The 20,236-nt window shown below is 71.3% G+C and carries 22 protein-coding genes and 1 pseudogene; 18 read left to right on the top strand and 5 right to left on the bottom strand.

Annotated elements, in window-relative coordinates; all coding sequences use genetic code 11:
• Both ACWD3E_RS04755 and ACWD3E_RS04750 read right to left on the bottom strand, forming a co-directional pair.
• Positions 1-2,211, bottom strand: a 2,211-nt coding sequence (locus tag ACWD3E_RS04755) for a tetratricopeptide repeat protein (RefSeq protein WP_451386082.1), incomplete at its 3' end; no start/stop codon positions are given.
• A gap of 473 nt (positions 2,212-2,684) precedes the next feature.
• A complete protein-coding gene (locus ACWD3E_RS04750) occupies positions 2,685-2,975 on the bottom strand; it encodes a hypothetical protein (RefSeq protein ID WP_451386081.1) in 291 nt (96 codons plus the stop codon).
• A gap of 242 nt (positions 2,976-3,217) precedes the next feature.
• On the opposite strand from ACWD3E_RS04750, the gene ACWD3E_RS04745 reads away from it, so the two are divergent.
• From ACWD3E_RS04745 to ACWD3E_RS04720, 6 genes are all read left to right on the top strand, one after another.
• Positions 3,218-3,472, top strand: a complete 255-nt coding sequence (locus tag ACWD3E_RS04745; RefSeq protein WP_451386080.1) for an SCO2583/SCO2584 N-terminal domain-containing protein — start codon at positions 3,218-3,220, stop codon at positions 3,470-3,472.
• 17 nt (positions 3,473-3,489) lie between these two features.
• Positions 3,490-4,818 (top strand): hypothetical protein, encoded by a 1,329-nt coding sequence (locus ACWD3E_RS04740; RefSeq protein ID WP_451386079.1) that lies wholly within the window; start codon positions 3,490-3,492, stop codon positions 4,816-4,818.
• Positions 4,819-4,944: 126 nt separating this feature from the next.
• Complete coding sequence (gene htpX, locus ACWD3E_RS04735) at positions 4,945-5,862, top strand: zinc metalloprotease HtpX (RefSeq protein WP_451386078.1); 918 nt, start codon at positions 4,945-4,947, stop codon at positions 5,860-5,862.
• Positions 5,863-5,864: 2 nt separating this feature from the next.
• On the top strand, positions 5,865-6,452 hold the full coding sequence (gene pspAB, locus ACWD3E_RS04730) for a PspA-associated protein PspAB (RefSeq protein WP_451386077.1): 588 nt from the start codon (positions 5,865-5,867) through the stop codon (positions 6,450-6,452).
• A 25-nt stretch (positions 6,453-6,477) separates the two neighbouring features.
• On the top strand, positions 6,478-7,230 hold the full coding sequence (locus tag ACWD3E_RS04725) for an alpha/beta hydrolase (RefSeq protein WP_451386076.1): 753 nt from the start codon (positions 6,478-6,480) through the stop codon (positions 7,228-7,230).
• 82 nt (positions 7,231-7,312) lie between these two features.
• A complete protein-coding gene (locus ACWD3E_RS04720) occupies positions 7,313-8,497 on the top strand; it encodes a winged helix DNA-binding domain-containing protein (protein ID WP_451386075.1) in 1,185 nt (394 codons plus the stop codon).
• A 117-nt stretch (positions 8,498-8,614) separates the two neighbouring features.
• Here the strand turns inward: ACWD3E_RS04720 and ACWD3E_RS04715 are convergent, their stop codons facing one another.
• The gene (locus tag ACWD3E_RS04715; RefSeq protein ID WP_451386074.1) at positions 8,615-8,929 is read right to left on the bottom strand and encodes a hypothetical protein; all 315 of its coding nucleotides are present in this window, start codon (positions 8,927-8,929) and stop codon (positions 8,615-8,617) included.
• 231 nt (positions 8,930-9,160) lie between these two features.
• Here ACWD3E_RS04715 and ACWD3E_RS04710 point away from each other — a divergent pair, with 231 nt between their 5' ends.
• The 3 genes from ACWD3E_RS04710 (at position 9,161) to glnII (ending at position 11,693) form a co-directional block, all read left to right on the top strand.
• Positions 9,161-9,529, top strand: coding sequence for an arsenate reductase family protein (locus tag ACWD3E_RS04710; protein ID WP_451386073.1), 369 nt, complete (start codon positions 9,161-9,163; stop codon positions 9,527-9,529).
• Between the two features lie 97 nt (positions 9,530-9,626).
• Positions 9,627-10,346: a hypothetical protein gene (locus tag ACWD3E_RS04705; protein WP_451386072.1), complete on the top strand. Its 720-nt coding sequence runs from the start codon at positions 9,627-9,629 to the stop codon at positions 10,344-10,346.
• A gap of 315 nt (positions 10,347-10,661) precedes the next feature.
• Positions 10,662-11,693, top strand: coding sequence for a glutamine synthetase (gene glnII / locus ACWD3E_RS04700; RefSeq protein WP_451386071.1), 1,032 nt, complete (start codon positions 10,662-10,664; stop codon positions 11,691-11,693).
• 79 nt (positions 11,694-11,772) lie between these two features.
• Here the strand turns inward: glnII and ACWD3E_RS04695 are convergent, their stop codons facing one another.
• A complete protein-coding gene (locus ACWD3E_RS04695) occupies positions 11,773-12,474 on the bottom strand; it encodes a hypothetical protein (RefSeq protein WP_451386070.1) in 702 nt (233 codons plus the stop codon).
• Positions 12,475-12,494: 20 nt separating this feature from the next.
• On the opposite strand from ACWD3E_RS04695, the gene ACWD3E_RS04690 reads away from it, so the two are divergent.
• From ACWD3E_RS04690 to ACWD3E_RS04655, 8 genes and pseudogenes are all read left to right on the top strand, one after another.
• Positions 12,495-12,662: a hypothetical protein gene (locus tag ACWD3E_RS04690; protein ID WP_451386069.1), complete on the top strand. Its 168-nt coding sequence runs from the start codon at positions 12,495-12,497 to the stop codon at positions 12,660-12,662.
• Between the two features lie 25 nt (positions 12,663-12,687).
• Entirely contained in the window at positions 12,688-13,029 is a 342-nt protein-coding gene (locus ACWD3E_RS04685; RefSeq protein WP_451386068.1) for a hypothetical protein, read from the top strand.
• A 10-nt stretch (positions 13,030-13,039) separates the two neighbouring features.
• Positions 13,040-13,431 (top strand): annotated as a pseudogene (locus ACWD3E_RS04680) (hypothetical protein).
• A 329-nt stretch (positions 13,432-13,760) separates the two neighbouring features.
• Positions 13,761-14,342 carry a winged helix-turn-helix domain-containing protein gene (locus ACWD3E_RS04675; protein ID WP_451386067.1) on the top strand — a complete coding sequence of 194 codons (582 nt, stop codon included), beginning with the start codon at positions 13,761-13,763 and terminating at the stop codon, positions 14,340-14,342.
• Between the two features lie 92 nt (positions 14,343-14,434).
• Positions 14,435-15,472 (top strand): NAD-dependent epimerase/dehydratase family protein, encoded by a 1,038-nt coding sequence (locus ACWD3E_RS04670; RefSeq protein ID WP_451386066.1) that lies wholly within the window; start codon positions 14,435-14,437, stop codon positions 15,470-15,472.
• Positions 15,473-15,523: 51 nt separating this feature from the next.
• The gene (locus ACWD3E_RS04665; RefSeq protein ID WP_451386065.1) at positions 15,524-16,795 is read left to right on the top strand and encodes a sensor histidine kinase; all 1,272 of its coding nucleotides are present in this window, start codon (positions 15,524-15,526) and stop codon (positions 16,793-16,795) included.
• Complete coding sequence (locus ACWD3E_RS04660; protein WP_451386064.1) at positions 16,780-17,433, top strand: LuxR C-terminal-related transcriptional regulator; 654 nt, start codon at positions 16,780-16,782, stop codon at positions 17,431-17,433. The genes ACWD3E_RS04665 and ACWD3E_RS04660 overlap by 16 nt, the downstream gene beginning before the upstream one ends.
• Positions 17,434-17,569: 136 nt before the next feature.
• Positions 17,570-19,129 (top strand): DUF1996 domain-containing protein, encoded by a 1,560-nt coding sequence (locus tag ACWD3E_RS04655; protein WP_451386063.1) that lies wholly within the window; start codon positions 17,570-17,572, stop codon positions 19,127-19,129.
• A 63-nt stretch (positions 19,130-19,192) separates the two neighbouring features.
• Here ACWD3E_RS04655 and ACWD3E_RS04650 read toward each other — a convergent pair whose 3' ends face one another.
• Positions 19,193-19,585, bottom strand: coding sequence for a hypothetical protein (locus ACWD3E_RS04650; RefSeq protein ID WP_451386062.1), 393 nt, complete (start codon positions 19,583-19,585; stop codon positions 19,193-19,195).
• A gap of 97 nt (positions 19,586-19,682) precedes the next feature.
• Between ACWD3E_RS04650 and ACWD3E_RS04645 the strand changes: the two genes are divergently transcribed.
• Positions 19,683-20,210: a tetratricopeptide repeat protein gene (locus tag ACWD3E_RS04645; RefSeq protein WP_451386061.1), complete on the top strand. Its 528-nt coding sequence runs from the start codon at positions 19,683-19,685 to the stop codon at positions 20,208-20,210.
• Positions 20,211-20,236: the final 26 nt, after the last annotated feature.

The following is a 20,236-nucleotide window of genomic DNA, read 5'->3' as shown; positions in this document are numbered from 1 at the left end:
GGCGGTCAGGGTGTGGGGGTGGTCCTCACCCTGCACCCGCAGCCGGTCTGCCAGCAGCTGCTCGAACGCGGCTGCGGCACCAGCCGCGTCTCCCGTCTCCCCCCGCCACAGGGCGAGGTTGCTGCGGGCGGTCAGGGTGTGGGGGTGGTCCTCACCCTGCACCCGCAGCCGGTCTGCCAGCAGCTGCTCGAACGCGGCTGCGGCACCAGCCGCGTCTCCCGCCTCCCCCCGCCACAGGGCGAGGTTGTGGCGGGTGCCGAGCGTGTCGGGGTGGTCCTCACCCTGCACCCGAACTCGGTCGGTCAGCAGCTGCTCGTACGCGGCTGCGGCGCCAGCCGCGTCTCCCGCCATCCCCCGCCAGTAGGCGAGGTGGCTGCGGGTGGTCAGGGTGTGGGGGTGGTCCTCACCCAGCACCCGCAGCCGGTCTGCCAGCAACTGCTCGAACGCGGCTGCGGCGCCAGCCGCGTCTCCCGCCATCCCCCGCCACAGGGCGAGGTTGCTGCGGGCGGTCAGGGTGTGGGGGTGGTCCTCACCCTGCACCCGCAGCCGGTCTGCCAGGACCTGCTCGAACGCGGCTGCGGCACCAGCCGCGTCTCCCGCCTCTCCTCGCCACCGGGCGAGGTTGTGGCGGGCGGTCAGGGTGTCGGGGTGGTCGGAGCCGAGGCGGCGGCTGGTCGTCTCGGTAAGGCGATGGAAGTGGGCTCTGGCGGCGGCGACCTGGCCGGCTTCGCCGAGGCTTCGTCCAGCCCGGTACAGCACCGTATGCGCGGTGGGCTGGTACAGGGCATTTTCGGCGGTGCGGGTGAGGGTGGTGGCATTGGCGCGCAGGGCCTGGGCGAGTTCGGTGTCGCGTTCGATGGCAGGCCAGGCGGTGGTGAGGGCGTCGGCGGTGGTGCGGGCGAGTTGGTCGTGCTGGTCGGGGGTGAGCGTGTCACGGGTTGCGCGCTGGATGAGCTGGTGGACGCGAATGGCTTGGTGGGGGGTGGCGGGGGTGTGGTCGATGAGGCTGAGCCGAGCCAGCGCCCGCAGAGCACCGACCGCCTCGTCCTCAGTTACGGACACGGGAGTCCTGTCCTGCTCTTCCGGCCAGGGTGCGCCCTGGGGCGTTGCCGGCGAGCCGTCTTCGGCGCGATGCCGGGTCAGGTGGGCGAGGGCGGGAGCGCTGGTCAGAACGGTTTCGGGGATGCCGTTGGGGCTGAGGAACCCGGCGAGTTGGAGCATCGGACGGGCCAGGCCCACCGGGCGCAGGGTGTCGGCGCGGTCGACGGACAGCGACCAGGCTGCCGCTGCGGTCTGGGTCTGGCCGTCGGGCAGGACCTCGGGCGCGGCATCAGTGAGAGAGGCGCTACGGTCGGCCAGCAGCCCCCGGTAGGCGGCGGCGCTGATGCCGGCGTCGATGAGGTAGGCAGCGGCTTGCGATATCGCGAGCGGCAGGTGATCTAAGTCCTGGGCAAGCGCTGTGAGCTGTTCTTCGGGCTCGTGGCGCTCACGGGCGCCAAGTGCGGCGGTGAGGTAGGCGAGGGACTCGGCCTCGGTGAACAGCCCGACCTTGATCAGACGGCCGACCAGGGCGGCATCCTGGCGGCGTGTGGTGACCAGGGTCCGGCCCTGCGGGCCAGCTGGCGGCCACAGACCGTTCAGGTCGGCCGGGTCGGTGACGTCGTCGAGTACGACCAGCCACCGGCATGGCGCGGCGTTCGCCTTGGGTTCCAGCCAGGCCAAGAACGCGCGGGCGGCCGTTTCCCGGTCCGCGGGGTCGGCGCCCAGGATCTCCACGGCGGCCTGCGCATACCCGGAGGCGGCTGCGGTGGCGTTGCTCGCGGTGATCCACACCAGCACGTCCAGCTCACCGGCCTGCAAGGCTGTGCGGGCGTAGTCGGCGGCCAACTGGGTCTTGCCCACCCCGCCCATCCCGGCCAGAACCTGACCGTGAACCGTGTCCTGCCCCACCAGGACCGCGGCCTGTCCACCCGTGAGCGCTTCACGCAGCCGCCCCACCTCGGCGCGGGTCTGGAAACAGCCCGCCCGCGGCGGGATCACCCCCACCTGATGCGGCCACTCGGCCATGGGCCGCCGGGCCCCGTAGTAGTGATGGTGGTCGCTCTTGCCCGTGACCGGGCCAGTGAACAAACCATCACGGAAGTCGACGTGGTCCCCGCCGTCAGCGCCGTACTGCGCATCCCCGCCCGCCACCAAAGCCCCTTCGAACACTGTCGGATCCTGGATCCCGACCGTACCCGTGCACACACCCAGATCTCCCGCGATTCGCGACGAAGAACAGACTTGTGTGGACGACACGCCTCGGGCAGGGACTCAAGTCTGTGACCGCACTCGTGCAGGTCAGGACGCCAGTAACTGGGGCGGCAAAGGGAGACTGTAGATCCGCTGGCTCCGCCCTGCCAGCTTGAAGGTCTCGCCCAGAGGCCAGGCCCTCGGCTGTTGGAGCGGGGCCGTCTGTGGGCCGTCCCGGGGAGGCCAACAACGACCAACGACGACAGACAACGACGACGTCCGTGCTGGTCAGACCAACGGTGCCTTTGATCCGCCGAGGTGACCGAGCCAGGTCATCACTTCTTCGACGTGTGACAGGTCCGCCCCGCGCGGTCCGACGCCACTGAGGGCCGCCACCCGGAATTCGCTCCGGGTGGCGGCCCTCGGCCGTGCTCCGGCACGTGGCCGTCAGGTCACCTCACCACGACCACGACGACGGCACCGTTGTTGTAGCCGTAGTTGAAGCCGGTGTTGTAGCCGTTGTTGAAACCGCCGCGGCCGAAGCCGTTGTCGAAGCAGCCGTTCCGGCCGAAACCGTTGCCGAAGCCGTTGCCGAAGCGGTTGAAGCCACAGCCGTAGTTGGTGGTGACGTGGCTCGGGGTGGCTGCCGATGCGGTACCTGCGGCGCCGATCGCGGCTCCGCCGGCCATCAGCACGCCGACGGCGGACATTGCGGCGAGACGCCTCGCGCGATGTGCGTTCATGGATCCACCTTCCTTCCCCCCGGGCGGCTTTCCAGGCACGAAACGCGGTCGTAGGGGGTGCCGCACGTGGACCAGAAAGCAGGGCGGACGAGGTCGGACACCCCGCGGTGCGGCTCTTCAGATCGATGCTAGCCGCACTGCAACCAGGCAGCATCCTGGGCAACCTTTCTCGCTTCCCAGGCTTCCTACTGTCGAGGAATCATCGTTCCGGACTCTGCCGAACGTGGAAGGTTTGCACGGGGATGACTGAACAGGACGACTGGGAGCGGGAGTTCGACCACAAGTGGGCGAACTCGGCCGAGCACAAGGAGCCCTCGGCGCGCGCCCGGATGCTCGCCGCCCGCTGGAAGGAGAACCCGCCGGACGCGGCACCGTTCCGCCCCGATCCGGAACCGGTCAGGCGGCACCGGTCCCCGTGGTGGTCCACGGCCCTCGTGTTCGGCTGTGTCGCCGCGGTGATCGTCCTGCTCGGGTACGCACAACTGCGCTCCGCCTAAGAGGAGTTGTCAGGAGAGTGGGAGTACCGGAGAGGATCAGCGCGCAGCGGTGGCTCGCGGAGGGCGGCGCGCTGGAGGACGTCGTCGGCACCGGTCATCCGGACGCCTGGCTGAGGCTCGACGAGGAGGCGCGGGAGGACCAGTGGTACCTCCCGCCGGACGTCGTCCCGGTCTGGGAGGCGACCGACGGTGGCCGCGCGCTGCTCGCCGCCGTGCGCGACGGCGGCCCGCTCACCGACGCCCGGCTCGCCCTCGCCCTGTGCCACCGCGACGGCCGGATCCGGCACCGGGCGCTGGGACGGGCCGCCGGGCGCCCGGAGCTGCTGCCGCTGGTCGTGATCCGCTGCGCGGACTGGGCCCCGCCCGTGCGGGAGCGGGCTCGCGAGCTGCTGGCGAAGGAGCTGGACGAGGAGAGGGCCGTACGGCTGGCCCCGCTGGTGCTGCGGATCGGGTGGCGGGGACGCGGGGACCACGCGGCCGGGCTGGTGGGGGAACTGCTGGCACGGGCCGACAAGGAACGGTTCGCACCGCTGCTGAGCTGTGCCGACCGGGCCGTACGACGGTTCGCGTACGGGCTCGCCGTCGAGCGGGGGCTCCTCTCCCCCGCCGAGCTGGCCCGTGCCGCCGCCCGGGACGAGGACACCGTCGTCAAGAGCCTGTGTGCGCAGGCCGCGCTCGCCGGTGTCGGTGAGGAGGACGCCGAGGAGGTGCTCGGCACGCTGCTCGCTGCCCGCAGTCCCCAGGCCCGCTCCGCCGGGGTCACCGCGTTGCGGCGGCTGGGCCGGCATGAGCGCGCGACGGGGTTCCTGGCGGACCGCTCGGCGCTGGTGCGGGCCTGCGCGCGGTATGTCGTACGGCAGCAGGGGACCGACCCGCTGCCCTGGTACCGGGAGCGGTGCTCCGGCCCGGCCGGCCCGGAGCTGCCGCCCGGTGCCGTCATCGGGCTCGCGGAGTGCGGGCAGCGCGCGGACGCCGGGCTGCTGTGGCCGCTCCTGGACCATCCCGCGCCGGGCGTGCGGGCCAGGGCGCTGGCCGGGCTGCGCACGCTCGACGTGACGGACGTACCGCGGCTGCGGCGCATGCTGGACGATCCCGCGCCCGCGGTGGTCCGTGAGGCGACCCTCGCGCTGCTGCCCTCGGCCGGGCTGCTGCCGGAGGAGTGGCTGACCGAGCGGCTCGCCCCCGGGCGGCCGAGATGGGTGCGGATGTCGGCGTACCGGCTGCTGGACGCCCACGGCGGAGACGTGCGGCTGCGGGCGGCCGTCGCGCTGCTCGGCGATCCGCAGGAGCGGCTGCGGGCACGGGCGGAGCAGACCGTGCGGCGCCTGCGGGGGCACCTCGGCTGACCCACCGCGAAGCCGAAAAGCCTTTGCTGGCCCTAGAGGCGAATGCGACCACGCCATGGGCCCCGTAAGGGGCGAGCAGGTGCACACTGGACAGCGGGACGAGTGCCTGACTGCGGGGTGATGCAGATGCAGAGCCGCTTCCGGAGCGATCGGCGGTTGACCGCGCGCATGGGAGTCACACTGTTCCTGCTCGGGTTGCTGTACGTGGGATTCGTCGCCGCACTGATCGTGCTGCTGAAGTCCTGGGTGCTGGTCGTCGTGGTCGCGGCGGCGCTGCTCGGTGCCCAGTACTGGTTCTCCGACCGGGTCGCGCTGTACGCCATGCACGGCCGGGTCGTGGAGCGGGAGGAGTATCCCGAGCTGCACGGGGTGATCGACCGGCTGTGCGCCCAGGCGGACATGCCGAAGCCGGTCGTCGCCGTCTCCGACATGGATATGCCGAACGCGTTCGCCACCGGCCGCAACCCCGATCACGCGGTGGTCTGCGTGACCACCGGGCTGCTGCGCCGGCTGGAGCCCGCCGAGCTGGAGGGCGTGCTCGCGCACGAACTGTCGCACGTGGCGCACAAGGACGTCGCCGTCATCACGGTCGCGTCCTTCCTCGGGGTGATCGCGGGCCTGATGGTGCGGTTCGCCTTCTACTCGCAGCTCTTCCGGGGCCGTAAAGACCAGAACACGCTGGCGGTGTTCGCCGCCGTGATGGGTGTCTCGGCCGCCGTGTACGCGATCAGCTTCCTGCTCATCCGGGCACTGTCCCGGTACCGGGAGCTGGCCGCTGACCGGGCCGCCGCCCATCTGACCGGCCGGCCCTCGGCGCTCGCATCGGCGCTCACCAAGGTCTCCGGGGACATCGCGCGGATCCCGATGAAGGACCTGCGCACGGCACAGGCGTTCAACGCCTTCTACTTCACCCCGGCCCTGGGCTCCGGGGCCGACTTCTCCCGGCTGTTCTCCACCCACCCGAGCCTGGAGCAACGGCTCGACCAGCTGGGCCGCATCTCCGCCGAGCTGGGCGAGGCGGCGGCTCCGGGGAAGGCGGGCTGAGCATGGGGCTGCTGGACATCCTGCTGGGCCGTACGAAACCCGTCGCCCCCGACCTCGACCAGCTGTTCGCGCTGCCGTCCGCGGCCTTGACCCTTGAGGCGGCGGCCGGGTTCACCCCGACCGGCGGCGGGGCGGTGTGCTTCGCGACGGTCGAGGGGGCGGCCTTCGAGCAGACCCACCGGGAGGTCGAGGCCCTCCTCGACGCGGACGCCGAGCGCACGGGACCCCCGGTGGAGCTCCGGCAGGACGAGTACGGGTACTCCTGGCTGGTCTCCCAGCGCGGCCCCGACCAGCTGCCCCAGCTGGTCAACGATCTGCACGCGGTGAACAGTTCCCTGGAGGCCAACGGCTTCGGCCCGCAGCTGCTGTGCTCGCTGGCGGTGTTCACGGACGACGCCGGCCGCCGGAAGCTGGCCCTGGTCTATCTCTACAAGCGGGGTACGTTCTACCCCTTCGCCCCGCTGCCCGGCGGCGGAGAACGCCGGGACAACGCACTGGAACTCCAGATCAAGGCGACACTCGCGAACGACCTGCGCATCGAGCCGGACCTGAGCCGCTGGTTCCCGGTGTGGGGCGCCCCCGGTCTGTGAGCCCCGCTGTGAGTGAATGGCCCTCATGGGCGAACTCACTGGTCTCTCAAGCGAACTCACCGACCCCTCGAGCGAACTCACCGGTTTCTCGTATGCGTACGACGGCGAATGCCTCAGCGGAGTGGCCGCCGGGCCGCACGGCAGGGCCACGGCGATCCTCCTGCACGGCGCCGGCAACGGCAGCAAGGAGCGGCTCCTGCCGCTGCTCGCGGAGTTCGCCGCGCAGGGCTGCCACGCGCTGGCGTTCGACTTCTCGGGGCACGGCGAAAGCACCGGCGCCCTCGCGGAGCTGAGCCTGCGGAGCAGGTTCGAGCAGGCGGTGGCGGTGCTCGACGCGCACGCCCCGGCGGACCACCCGCTGATCCTGGTCGGCTTCAGCATGAGCGGCCAGACGGTCGCGGACCTCATGCGGCACTACGGCCGCCGGGTCGCGGCGGTGGGCCTGTGCGCACCCGCCGTCTACGCGCCCGAGGCCTGGGAGGTCCCGTTCGGGAACGGCGAGGGCCGGTTCAGCGAGATCATCCGCACCCCGGACGCCTGGCGCACCTCCGCCGCCCTGGAGACGCTGCGGGCCTACGAGGGCCGGGCGGTGCTGGCGGTGCCCGGCACCGACACGATCATCCCGCCGGCCGTGACGGAGGCCGTCCAGGACGCGCTGTCGACACGGGCGCGCTTCACGCGGCTCGAACTGCCCGACGCCGAGCACATGTTGGGGCTGTGGTACCGCGACCACGCCGAGGACCGGACGGAGCTGGTGAGCCTTCTGCTGGGCACCTGATCGCGGCGGAGGGGTGATTGTCAGTGGCATCGGCGACCATGCGGGCAGGAGGTTGTCACCCATGGTCCACGGGGAGGCCGGTATGACTGATGCACGGCGGCGGCACATCGGCACGGCCGAGCGGCGGGCCAGACTCGCCCTGCGGCACCGGCTGGCGGGTGCGGCGCGGGCGGCGAGCCCCGAGGAGGTCGCCGCCTCCCTGGTGGCCCTGCACGGCACGGACCCGGCGACGGTGTACCTGGCGGTGGCCGCACGCCTCGCCGACCCGGTGAAGGCGGTGCCGGAGACCGAACGCGCGCTGTACGAGGACCGCACGCTGGTCCGCATGCACGGCATGCGACACACGGTGTTCGTGTTCCCGACCGACCTGACGGCCGTCGTCCACGCCTCGACGGGCCTGACGGTGGCCACCCGCGAACGCGCGAGCCTCCTCAAGGACATGGCGAAGGCGGGCGCCCCGGACGCGGCCTGGCTGGCGGAGGTGGAGGCGTCCGCGCTGGCCGCGCTGGCCCGGCGCGGCCAGGCCACGGCGGCGGAGCTGAACGCGGACGAGCCGCGCCTGCGCGAGCAGTTCGCGTACGCCGCCGGGAAGAGCTACGAGGGCGTCCACACCGTCTCCTCCCGCCTGCTGCGGGTGCTCGGCGTCGAGGGCAAGGTGGTCCGCGGCCGGCCGCTCGGCTCCTGGACGTCCGGCCAGTTCCGGTGGGCGGTCGCACCGGAGCACCCGGAACTGGATCCGGCGCAGGCGCAGGCGGTCCTGATGGAGCGCTGGCTGCGGGCCTGCGGCCCGGCCACGGAGGCCGACCTGAAGTGGTGGACGGGCTGGCGGGTCACGGAGGTCCGCCGCGCCCTGTCCGCGATCGGCGCGCAGGAGGTGTCCCTGGACGAGGGCAGGGGTTACGTCGCGGCCGACGACACGGACCCGGTTGAGGCCCCCGGGGAACCCTGGGCGGCGCTCCTCCCGGGTCTCGACCCGACGGCCATGGCCTGGCAGCAGCGCGACTGGTACCTGGAGCCGGCGCTGCGCCCCCTGCTCTTCGACGGCAGCGGCAACGTGGGCCCGACGGTGTGGTGGAACGGCCGGGTGGTGGGCGGCTGGGCGCAGCGCCCGGACGGCCGGATCGCCTGGCGGATCCCCGACGAGGGCGTCCGCCGGGAGGCCGAGGCGGCGGTGGAGGCCGAGGCGGAGAGACTGCGGGGGTGGATCGGCACGACAAAGGTCACCCCACGCTTCCGGACGCCGCTGGAGCGGGAGTTGTCGGAGTGACGGACCCGGGGGAAACGGATCGAACCGGGTCGGACCGAGACGGACCGAGACGGACCGGGTCGGAGCAGGTTACGGACCGGGTGCCCCGCACAGCGGCAGGGCACCCGGCGACGCGGCTCAGCGCGAGTAACGCATGAACGCCCGCACCATGTGGCACGTCGTGTCGGACGGCGGGTGGATGCCGATCCGCTCCGCCGTGCTGCGTATCGTCTCGTTGCGGGCCTGGTTCGGCAGGTGGACCCCGGAGTCGAGCAGCGCGATGGCCAGGCGCATGGCCTTGAGCCGGCGGTTGTGGGTGACGTACCACTCGCGCGGTCGCCCGGCCGGCAGGGGCGGCTTCGTCACGGGCTGGTAGGGCGAGTCGAACAGCACCGGATGCTTGGCGGTGGACTGGGTCGGCAACGGCTTCGGCTTCAGTGCGGCAGCGGGCACGGGCATCCTCCTGTCGCGGTCAGGGCACTCCCCCGGGGTTCCGGCGGCTCCCTCGAACACTGCTTCCAGTTTACTGGCCACCACTGACAATCGGAGGTCCGCGAGGGAGGGCAAATGCCCAGGTGAACAAGGAACTTGTCATCCTGTCACGGCAGGTTGAGGAGTTGCGGCTGAGGCGGCAGAAATTCGAACAGAGCCGGGGCGGCAGTGGACGGGCGTACCGTTCTCCCCATGGAAATCTGGATCAACCCGGCCTGCTCCAAGTGCCGTAACGCCCTCAGCCTGCTCGACGCCGAGGGGGCCGAGTACACCGTCCGCCGGTACCTGGAGGACGTGCCCAGCGAGGACGAGATCAGGGCCGTACTGGAGCGGCTGGGGCTCGAACCGTGGGACATCACCCGCACCCAGGAGGCGGACGCCAAGGAGCTGGGGCTGAAGGAGTGGGCGCGGGACGCGGCGTCCCGGGACCGGTGGATCCGTGCTCTCGCCGAGCACCCCAAGCTGATCCAGCGCCCGATCATCACCGCCGAGGACGGAACCGCCCTGGTCGCCCGCAGCGAGGAGGCCGTGCAGGAGGCGCTGTCCCGCGGCAAGTTGTGACGCAGGTTACTTCGACGGCTCCTGTGACCGCTGAGTAACCCCGTTCGGCATCTCGTACATAGCGGCGTACGCTCCCCTACCTCTTCAGGAGGCGCGCATGTCGCGCAGGAGAACTGCCAGTACGAAGAAGAAGCTCGCGCTGCTCGTCAGCGCCGCGGCGGTGGCGGGCGGCGGGGCCTTCGCGCTCGCATCCACGTCGAATGCGGCACAGAGCCCGCACAACGCAAAGACGCTGTCCGCCTCGGACTCGACCGTCTGTCAGGGGCTGGCCACGGCCCACGGCAACAACGACAAGTTCATCGCGGACCAGAAGGCCAACCCGGACGCCCAGTCGGCGGCCCGGATCGCCAACCGGCAGGCGGTCATCGCGCAGATCGAGGTCCAGCAGAAGGCTGCCGGATGCACCGTTGGGGAGTCGGCTCAGGGCTCCCAGGCGGCGCAGGGCGGCAACGCGCAGCAGACCGGCAACGGCAGCAACGCCCAGCAGGGCGGCAGCGGACAGCAAGGCAACAACGGACAGCAGGGCAGCAACGCCCAACAGGGCAACTCCGGACAAAACGCCGCCAGTGGGCAGCAGGTCTGCCAGGGCTCCACCGTCACGCTCTCCGGCGAGGGCGGCGCCCCGGCCGCGTCCAGCAACCAGTTCCCGGCCGGCACGACCCTGAAGGTCACCAACCTGGACAACAAGAAGTCCACGACGGTGAAGGTCACATCCACCTCCGGCAGCTGCGTGCTGCTCAACAACGCGGCCTTCGAACAGGTCCGGGAGCCCGGCAAGTTCCTGATCCGCCACGCGGTGATCGAGAAGGTGGGGTGACGGCGGCGGGGTGAGACGTGAAGGCCGGCGACCGTTACGGGGGTGGCGGTCGCCGGCCGTCACATCCGCTTCCACCGGCGTCCTGTCGTACGCAACCCGGGGCACATGCGTACCCGTCGTCGTCCCTTGCCTCCTGGCGCCTCGCCTCACCGTGTGAGTCGCGGCACAGAACCACCACGTAACACGGGGTTCACATTCGAGCAATGGACGGGAAATCGCCTGTTGACAGGCTGCCGAGCAGTTCGAGCGGCGCCTGAGTGCCGCAGCGCCGCGGCGACCGAGTGCGCCCGACCCACCCCCGAAGGATGTGGCCCCGTGACCTTCAAGGCTGAGTACATCTGGATCGACGGCACCCAGCCGACGGCCAAGCTTCGTTCCAAGACGAAGATCATCACGGGTACTCCGGCCGGTCTCGACGCGCTGCCGATCTGGGGCTTCGACGGCTCCTCCACCAACCAGGCCGAGGGCCACTCCTCGGACCGTGTGCTCAAGCCGGTCTTCACCTGCCCGGACCCGATCCGCGGCGGCGACGACATCCTGGTGCTGTGCGAGGTCCTCGACATCGACATGACCCCGCACTCGTCGAACACGCGTGCCGCGCTGGCCGAGGTCGCCGAGCGGTTCGCCGCGCAGGAGCCGATCTTCGGCATCGAGCAGGAGTACACCTTCTTCGACGGCGCCCGCCCGCTCGGCTTCCCCGAGGGCGGCTTCCCGGCCCCGCAGGGCGGCTACTACTGCGGTGTCGGCGCCGACGAGATCTTCGGCCGTGACATCGTCGAGGCCCACCTGGACAACTGCCTGAAGGCGGGTCTCGCGATCTCCGGCATCAACGCCGAGGTCATGCCCGGCCAGTGGGAGTTCCAGGTCGGCCCGGTCTCCCCGCTGGAGGTCTCCGACCACCTGTGGGTGGCCCGCTGGCTGCTCTACCGCACCGCCGAGGACTTCGGCGTCTCCGCGACCCTCGACCCCAAGCCGGTCAAGGGCGACTGGAACGGCGCGGGCGCGCACACCAACTTCTCCACCAAGGCGATGCGCGAGGGCTACGACGCCATCATCACCGCCTGCGAATCCCTCGGTGAGGGCTCCAAGCCGCTGGACCACGTCAAGAACTACGGCGCCGGCATCGACGACCGCCTGACCGGTCTGCACGAGACCGCCCCGTGGGACCAGTACTCCTACGGCGTCTCCAACCGCGGCGCCTCGGTCCGTATCCCGTGGCAGGTCGAGAAGGACGGCAAGGGCTACATCGAGGACCGCCGCCCCAACGCCAACGTCGACCCGTACGTGGTGACCCGCCTGCTGGTGGACACCTGCTGCTCCGCCCTGGAGAAGGCCGGCCAGGTCTGATCCGTCCCGCTTCCGACAGGGGCGCCCGCCGTCATGGTGGGCGCCCCTGCGTCGTATCGTGCGTCGGCGTGGTGGATGGTCAGCCGACAAGGGGCGCCAGGTGGTCAGGCCCATCGAGCCATACCCGCTGGCCGTTGCGGTCGACGGTCAGTCCGAACCGCTCCCGGCCGGGCCTGCCTCGGTCCTCCCACCAGCGGTAGGCGGCCTCCGTCTCGTCCCACAGCCGTCGCGGCCCGTACTGCTCGACCTCGAACTCCTTCCGGCCGGGTACGTACTCCACCGTCGCCCATGACTTCCGGTCGTCGGCGAGAACCCAGTAGGTGGCCTCGTCGGAACCGTCGTCGGCATGGTGAAGCTGCGGGTAGGCGTCAGTGAGCTGGGCGCCGACGGCGAACATGGCGTCGGCGTCGCGGTCGATGTCGCGGGGGTCGACGGCGGTGCTGGACCTCTCGCCTTTCTCCTGGTGGTAGACCTCAGAGATGCCCCATCGGCGGCCCCGCTGGTCGCGGGCCCACATGAAGGCCGGGTTCCCTGAGAACCGGCCCTGTGCCACGCCGTCGGCCACATCCAGCGTGGCGAACGAGTAGGAATGGAACGAGCCGCCCCACGGCGTGACAATCCTGCCGCCCGGCGTCTGCTCGATCCACGCGTACGGAATGGTGCGCACCGTGCACGTACAGATGAGCCGGTCCAGCGGAGCGTACGCCGGAATGCCGGTCATGCCGTCCCCGGTGAGGACGGTCACCGGCAGCCCGGAGGCGGTCAGGTTCCTGCGGGCCACTGCTCGGCAATCCTCGGGTCATGAACCTCGCCCGGCGCGCCCGCCGGGTTCTCGGCGACCAGCGACCGACCGTCGCCGACGCGTGGCTGTCCAGCGTCGAAGCGCTCGGGCACGCGGCAGCCGGAGACCGGAGCGGAGCCGACCGGGCGCTGCGCATCGCGGGCGGCGGCGGAGGCCCTGACGGCTGACCACGAGCCGCCGCCGTGGCCGTGGGTGTTCTCCTTCACCCTGGACAAGGTGGCCGCCTGTCGCGTCACCTGCGGCGCGCGCCTCGGGCTGCCGGAATGGGTGCTCGCTGAGGACGTAGAGGCCTTGGCAACCGGCCACGCGAAACAGCGAGCGCTGATCGTGCTGGACATCGCCGCCGGTCATCTCGCCGGCGGCCGGGTGGAAGCGGCATTCGCTCTCGCATCGCGCGCCCTCGATACAGGCCTGACGTACTGGTCGGGGCGGATCGTGGAGCGGGCCCGTGCGGTGCGCCGTACCCTCACCACCACCACGCCGCCCAAGGTGGTGCGGGACTTCGACGAACGCCTGCACGGCGTCTACCTGTAGGAGGACAGGCATGCGAGTGGGGATCACCGGTCACCGGGGGCTCAGCGCGAAGGTCGAGGAGCGCGTACGGGCCATGCTGGACGAGGTCGTGAGCGGCTACGCAGCGGCCGAACTGGTCGGCGTCTCTTGCATCGCGGACGGCCCCGACTCCTGGTTCGCCGAAGCCGTGTTGACGCGTTGCTGCCCCGCGCGGCCGACGTTCACGAGACCGGCATGACCGAGTCGACCTCTGAGGCCCACCAGGCAGGCAGTGAAATCCTCGTCGGCCTGGTGGATGAGCTGATCGCGGTGTGGGACGGGAAGCCGGCGCGGGGGTTCGGCGGCACGGCGGACGTCGTGGCGTACGCGGAACGGACGGGCGTTCCGGTGCGGGTGCTGTGGCCGGAGGGCGCCTCCCGATGACACATGCCAACTCAACTTCAGTCCACGGAAGCGTCCAAGCAGTGAGAGGAGACTCCTGCCCGGCGACCTCGTCTGGTTCAATGGGCCCATGGCCAGCTTCCAGAAGTGCACCGCGACGGGTCGTCATGACCTCGAGCCCTTCTGGCCGTCCCGTCAGCACCACGACTTCGACCGGGTGTGTTGCCGCGCGATGAACGCGCGGGCCCTCTAAAGCCGTACACCCCGGCCTTCGGCCAGCGCGAACGACGTACGTCCTGCGGCGCGCCCGACCACGAATCGTGGCCGTCGCCCTTCCCGACGAACCCCTCGCGCGAAAGAGCTGACCTCTCATGGCGACTACTCGTTCTCTCTCCACCGCCACCCGCACCGCCGCCCCCTCCCAGAACGGCCCCCGGCACCGACTGCGCGCCGTCGACCCCGACGAGGTGGTGCGCGTCGCGGACTTCCTGCCGCCGGGCGCAACTTGGCTGCCCGCGCCGCAGCACGCCCTGCCCGCCCTCCCCGGCCGACCGCCGATGGTCGGCTACCTGGTGCTGGTCCCCGCGGACCAGGAACCGCCGTTCCTGCCGGTCGCGGTGCCCGACCAGGCGGACGAGCAGGAGGCCACGGCCGGTGCCGAGCCGCTGGTGCGCATCGACTCCGTACAGCGCACCGCCAGCGTCGACGGCCGCGAACTCGACCTCACCTACCTGGAGTTCGAGCTGCTCGCGCATCTGGTGGCGCATCCGCACCGGGTGCACACCCGCGACCAGCTGGTCACCACGGTGTGGGGGTACGGCCACGTCGGCGACGGCCGCACCGTGGACGTGCACATCGCGCGGCTGCGCCGCAAGCTGGGCGCACCGCACCGCGGCACGATCCAGACGGTGCGCCGGGTCGGCTACAAGTACGCACCGCCGACCGGACGTTGACCCAATCAGCCCGGTCAGCCCCGTTGGTTCATCCGCTCTGCCCTCGGCAGACGCCTGTTCCTCCCGCCTCCCCCGGCGGGCATGATCCCGGCATGAGACTTCTTGTGCTGGGTGGTACGGAGTTCGTGGGACGGGCCGTGACGACGGCGGCGCTCGGGCGCGGCTGGGAGGTCACCGTCTTCCACCGCGGTCGCAGCGAAACTCCGGCCGGGGTACGGGCGTTGCACGGCGACCGTACCGCCCCGGACGGGCTCGCCGCCCTCGCCGCGGACGGCGGCGGCTGGGACGCCGTGGTCGACACCTGGTCGGCCGCGCCGCGCGCGGTGCTGAGCGCGGCCCGGCTGCTGCGGGGCCGGGTCGGCCAGTACGTGTACGTCTCCAGTCGGTCCGTGTACGCCTGGCCCTGGCCCTCGGTGGGAAGGGACACCGAGAACGGGCCGCTGGTCGAGGGCGCCGCCGCCGACGCGGAGCAGACCGAGTACGCGCAGGACAAGCGGGGCGGCGAGCTGGCTGCGGTCGAGACCTTCGGCGCGGACGGCTCGCTGCTGGTGCGGGCCGGGCTGATCCTCGGCCCGCACGAGAACGTCGGCCGGCTGCCGTGGTGGCTGACCCGGATCGCCCGCGGCGGACCGGTCCTGGCCCCCGGGCCGCGTGACCTGCCCTTGCAGTACATCGACGCGCGCGACCTCGCCGAGTGGATCCTCGGTGCCGTGGAGCAGCGGCTGAGCGGGCCGTACGACCTGGTCAGCCCGTCCGGGCACACCACCATGGGCGAGTTGCTCGATGAATGCGTCCGGGCCACCGGCGCTGACGCCGAACTGCGCTGGACCGACCCGCAGGTGATCCTGGACGCCGGGATCGAACCCTGGACCCAGCTGCCGGTGTGGACACCGCCGGGCACCGACCTGCACGAGGGGGCACACCGCTCGGACGTGTCCCGGGCGCTGGCGGCCGGCCTGAGGTGCCGCCCGGTCCGGGAGACCGTCGCGGACACCTGGCGCTGGCTGACCGACATCGGGGGCATCGCGCCCCAGCGGCCGGACCGGCCCCCGGTGGGGCTCGACCCGGAGGTGGAGGCGAAGGTACTGGGGGTCCCCGGACCCGATGGTGTACCTGGCAACACCCCCTGACGTGGGTCTTCGCCCAGTGACCGGGGCCGCCGGGTCGGAGAGACTTGCGGCATGAACACGATCACGAAGAGCGGCCGGGCCCGTACGCGGGCCCGGGAGGTACTGCTGGCCGCCGTACAGGGACTCGCACTGGCGGTGGCCGTACTGCCCCTCTCGGTGCTGTTCCTCGTCCTGACCCTCGTCTCCGTCGCGCTCATCCCGATCGGCGTCGGCCTTGTCACGACCCCGGCGATCCTGACCGGGGTGCGGGCCCTCGCGGACAAGCGCCGGGAACTCGCGGCGGAGTGGTGCGAGGTGCGGATCCCGACGGCCTACCAGCCCATCCCCGCGGGCGCCAACCCCTGGACGCGCACCTTCACCCTGCTGCGCGACCCGCAGGTCCGGCGGGACGTGCGGTGGCTGCCGGTGGACATGACGGCGGGGTTTCTCACGGCTCTGCTGCCTGCCGCACTGGTGTTCAAAGCCTTCGAGGGCTTCGCGGTGGCGGCCGGACTGTGGCGGGTACTCGCGGACGACGGGACCTACTGGTACGTCTTCGTGCCGGTCTCCGGCTGGGCGACGGCCTTCGGCGCGGCGGTACTGGCCGCCGCGCTGCTCGTCGTGGCCTGGAGGTCCGCCCCGCGCCTGTTCAAGGCCCACTTCCAGCTAACCCGGGCCGTCCTCGGCGCGGACCACGGAGAACTCGCCGAGCGTGTGCGCGTGTTGACCGAGACCCGGCGGGACGCCGTCGACACCTCCGCCGCCGAGCTGCGTCGCATCGAGCGCGATCTGCACGACGGCGCGCAGGCCCGGCTCGTCGCCATGGGCATGGACCTCGGCACCATCGAGATGCTGCTCGACAAGGACCCGGAACAGGCGAAGCGGCTGCTCGCACAGGCCCGGCAGCACTCCGCCGAGGCCCTGGAGGAACTCCGCGACCTGGTCCGCGGCATCCACCCGCCGGTCCTGGCCGAGCGCGGACTGGGCGATGCCGTACGGGCGTTGGCGCTGCGGCTGCCGCTGCCCGTCGAGGTGGGCGTGGAGCTGTCCGGCCGGGCGGACGCGCCGGTGGAGTCGGCGGCGTACTTCGCGGTCAGCGAGGTGCTCACCAACGCCGTCAAGCACTCCGGCGCCGACCGGGTCTGGGTGGATCTGCACCACAGTGACAGCAGGCTGCGGATCACCGTCACCGACGACGGTCGCGGCGGCGCCGTGATCGGCGCCGGCTCGGGGCTCACCGGGGTCGAGCGGCGACTGGGTACATTCGACGGCGTCCTGGCCGTCAGCAGCCCCGCGGGCGGCCCCACCATGGTCATCATGGAGATTCCGTGCGCGTTGTCCTAGCCGAAGACCTCTTCCTGCTGCGCGACGGGCTGGTCCGGCTGTTGGAGGCCTACGGCTTCGAGATCGCCGCCGCCGTCGAGTCCGGGCCCGAACTCACCCGTGCGTTCGCCGAGTCCGCGCCCGACGTGGCCGTGGTCGACGTACGGCTGCCGCCCACGCACACCGACGAGGGCCTGCAGTGCGCGCTCCAGGCCCGGCGGGAGCGGCCCGGCCTGCCGGTGCTGGTCCTGTCCCAGCACGTGGAGCAGCTGTACGCGCGCGAGTTGCTCGCCGACGGCAACGGCGGGGTCGGCTATCTCCTCAAGGACCGGGTGTTCGACGCGGAACAGTTCGTGGACGCCGTACGCCGGGTCGCCGCGGGCGGTACGGCGATGGACCCGCAGGTGATCCAGCAGCTGCTGTCCCGGCGGTCCGCCGACGACCGCCCGCTCGGCAAGCTCACCCCGCGCGAGCGGGAGGTGCTGGAGCTGATGGCGCAGGGTCGCTCGAACGCCGGCATCGCCGCGCAGCTCGTCGTCACGGAACGGGCCGTCGCCAAGCACACCTCCAACATCTTCGGCAAGCTCGGACTCGAGGTCTCGGACGACGACAACCGGCGTGTGCTGGCGGTCCTCGCCTATCTGGACCAGGACCGCTGACCTGCCAACTCCCCTGTTTCGGTAAGGAATTTGTGGGATCCGTGAACACCTCTGGGGCGGCGCCCGTATGGAAGGGCGCCGCTTCACTCCTGTCGGGCGCCTCGATGCTGCCCCGCAAGGAAGTCAGAGGAGTTCCATGGGACGCAATACACGAAAACGCCGTACGCCACTGGCCACCAAGGCCATAGCCGCAGCGGCGGCCCTTGCGCTCGGCGGGGGCGGACTGATCTGGGCGAACTTCTACGCCTCCGCCCACGAGTCCAACAACCAGGCGTGGGGAGGGGATCAGACGAAGGCCGCGAGCGCGCAGGTCGCGACCATCTCCTGTCCGGACGTCGGGCAGAAGCTCACCAACGTGCCGTGGCGGGCCCGGACCGAGGTCAACGGTGAACTGGCCAACCTGGACCAGCAGATCACCGACGCCTACCAGCGTCTGGCGACCACGCGGGACGCGCAGGCCCAGGATGCGAGCTTCGTGCAGAACTCGATCCTCCAGCCGCTCCAGGACCGGCGGAAGGCGATCATCGACCGGATCAAGCTGGAGATCAGCCGCGTCGGCGGCACCGCGCCCGACAGCCTCGACGCCCTCGCCACCTGCACCGGCACGCCGGCCAACCAGACGACGGCCGGCGGGTGGGGGAACACCTCCGGCCAGAACACCGGCGGGCAGCAGAACGGCAACGGTGGCACCGCCAGTCCGAGCGCCGACCCCGGCGGGCAGCAGCAGGGTGGCCAGCCGGGCGGGAACGGGCAGCAGCAGGGCACCGGCGGGCAGGCCGGGAACGGCCCGGCCGCGGCCGACTTCGTCGACATCACCACGGTCCAGCCGAACGTCCAGGCCAAGCCGAGCCGGACCGGCAACGCCTCCACCGGCATGTTCATCACCCGCTGCGGGGTGAACGCCAACAAGAACCACAACACCGACAACGTGATCGTCGCGCCCGGCGTGACCAACGGCGCGCACCACCTGCACGACTACGTCGGCAACCAGAAGGTCAACGCCTTCTCCAGCAACCAGACGTTCCTGCAGGGCGGCACCAGCTGCCAGAACCGCAACGACCTGTCGGCGTACTACTGGCCGGTGGTCCGGGTCCAGGACGGCACCCAGGACTTCGACCAGAACGCCGACGGCGGTGGCAAGGAAGGCAACGTCGGCAAGATCCTGACGCCGGTCTCGGCGCAGATCAGGTACGTGGGCAGCCCGACCAGCAAGGTCGTCGCGATGCCGCAGTTCCTGCGGATCATCACCGGTGACGCCAAGACCACCACCAACGGCCTGGCCAACGCCAACGCGCACTGGAGCTGCACCGGCTTCGAGAACAAGGTCCAGCTGACCACGCAGTACCCGATCTGTCCGCAGGGCAGCAACGTGGTCCGCACCTTCGCCTTCCAGAGCTGCTGGGACGGGCAGAACATCGACAGTGCCAACCACCGCACCCATGTGGCCTTCGCCGACGCCAATGGCAACTGCCAGAACGGCTTCAAGGCCATCCCGCAGCTGAAGATGCGGCTGGTGTACCAGATCACGCCGCCGACCATCGAGAACGGCGTGGTGAAGAACGCCTACGCGGTGGACGGCTTCCCGGAGCAGCTGCACAAACCGGCCACCGACCACGACGACTTCATCAGCGTCACGACGAACGGCCTGGCCAACAGGATCGCCAACTGCATCAACAACGGTCAGCGCTGCGCGTAACCCCCTGCCGGAAACGGGCGGCGGCTCCCCTCCCGCCGCCCGTTTTCCTGTCCGCGGCTGCTGTCAGCCGCCGTGCGCGTGATGGTCGGCGCCCCTCTCCACGTCCCCGCCGAGCGTGCCGCGCAGCGCCCTGACCACCCCGTCGTCGCCGACGGCGACCCACTTGCGGCCGACGAGGTAGTAACCGCCGTAGTCCTTGGCGTCGTTTATCCACTCGCGCTGCCCGCGGTCGGTGGCGAAGGTGGCGAGGACGAACCTGCCGTCGGAGTTGCGGCAGATGGCCTGGCGGAGCTCGTCGGCGTCGGTCTGGATGTCCGGCGTGCACTTCACTTCGGCGGCCAGGCTCTCCAGACTGCCGGTGGCGGTGGCCGGTACGGCCTTCGTGTCCCCGCCCGGAGCGCAGCCCGCCAGCGCCAGCACCGCCGCGGTGCCGATCATCAGTCGCGTCAACCTCATCCGAACCTCCGGTCCCGGTGGGCCAGGCAGGCCCCAGTCCTCTCGGATACGGCTCCGGCGGGCGCCTCGCTCAAATCCGGTGTCGCGATGGGCACGGATGTGCGAGGGTGCCCCGGTGAACCAAGACTGGGAAGACCGTGTGGCCGCCGCCTGGGCCACCTTCGACGACTATCCGGAAGAGCGGGCGGACGAGTTCCGCGCGGTGATCGACAAGCTCGTCGCCGAGCTGCCCGGCGACAGCCCGCTCGGCCCCTTCGAGCAGGCCTGTGCCTGGGACTCGACGGGGCACTCGGACAAGGCGGCGCCGCTGTACCGGGAGGCGCTGGCGCGCGGGCTCACGGGCTACAAGGGGCGGCGGGCCAAGATCCAGCTGTCCAGCTCGCTGCGCAACCTCGGGCGGGCGGAGGAGGGCGTCCAGCTGCTCACGCCCGAACTGGACGGGCCCTCCGACGAGTTGGACGACGCGGTGCGGGCCTGCCTGGCCCTGTGCCTGTCCAGCCTCGGCCGCGACCGCGAGGGTCTGTCCCTCGTACTCGGCGCCCTCGCCCCTCATCTGCCGCGCTACCAGCGGTCGATGGCCAACTACGCACGCCTGCTGGTCGAACCGGAAGAACCGCAAGACTGAAGTCACCCGTCCGGCGGTGACCAACC

It is taken from the genome of Streptomyces sp. NPDC002676 (assembly GCF_053592455.1).
This window is presented reverse-complemented; position numbering and strand designations above follow the sequence as displayed.

What these genes read in the sequence shown, in the direction of transcription:
- ACWD3E_RS04665 (WP_451386065.1), top strand. Translation starts at nt 15,524, where the DNA reads ATGAACACGATCACGAAGAGCGGCCGGGCCCGTACGCGGGCCCGGGAG.
- ACWD3E_RS04745 (WP_451386080.1), top strand. Translation starts at nt 3,218, where the DNA reads ATGACTGAACAGGACGACTGGGAGCGGGAGTTCGACCACAAGTGGGCG.
- ACWD3E_RS04690 (WP_451386069.1), top strand. Translation starts at nt 12,495, where the DNA reads ATGAACCTCGCCCGGCGCGCCCGCCGGGTTCTCGGCGACCAGCGACCG.
- ACWD3E_RS04705 (WP_451386072.1), top strand. Translation starts at nt 9,627, where the DNA reads ATGTCGCGCAGGAGAACTGCCAGTACGAAGAAGAAGCTCGCGCTGCTC.
- ACWD3E_RS04655 (WP_451386063.1), top strand. Translation starts at nt 17,570, where the DNA reads ATGGGACGCAATACACGAAAACGCCGTACGCCACTGGCCACCAAGGCC.
- htpX (WP_451386078.1), top strand. Translation starts at nt 4,945, where the DNA reads ATGCAGAGCCGCTTCCGGAGCGATCGGCGGTTGACCGCGCGCATGGGA.
- ACWD3E_RS04720 (WP_451386075.1), top strand. Translation starts at nt 7,313, where the DNA reads ATGACTGATGCACGGCGGCGGCACATCGGCACGGCCGAGCGGCGGGCC.
- ACWD3E_RS04670 (WP_451386066.1), top strand. Translation starts at nt 14,435, where the DNA reads ATGAGACTTCTTGTGCTGGGTGGTACGGAGTTCGTGGGACGGGCCGTG.
- ACWD3E_RS04645 (WP_451386061.1), top strand. Translation starts at nt 19,683, where the DNA reads ATGTGCGAGGGTGCCCCGGTGAACCAAGACTGGGAAGACCGTGTGGCC.
- ACWD3E_RS04725 (WP_451386076.1), top strand. Translation starts at nt 6,478, where the DNA reads ATGGGCGAACTCACTGGTCTCTCAAGCGAACTCACCGACCCCTCGAGC.
- pspAB (WP_451386077.1), top strand. Translation starts at nt 5,865, where the DNA reads ATGGGGCTGCTGGACATCCTGCTGGGCCGTACGAAACCCGTCGCCCCC.
- ACWD3E_RS04750 (WP_451386081.1), bottom strand. Translation starts at nt 2,975, where the DNA reads ATGAACGCACATCGCGCGAGGCGTCTCGCCGCAATGTCCGCCGTCGGC.
- ACWD3E_RS04675 (WP_451386067.1), top strand. Translation starts at nt 13,761, where the DNA reads ATGGCGACTACTCGTTCTCTCTCCACCGCCACCCGCACCGCCGCCCCC.
- ACWD3E_RS04650 (WP_451386062.1), bottom strand. Translation starts at nt 19,585, where the DNA reads ATGAGGTTGACGCGACTGATGATCGGCACCGCGGCGGTGCTGGCGCTG.
- ACWD3E_RS04710 (WP_451386073.1), top strand. Translation starts at nt 9,161, where the DNA reads ATGGAAATCTGGATCAACCCGGCCTGCTCCAAGTGCCGTAACGCCCTC.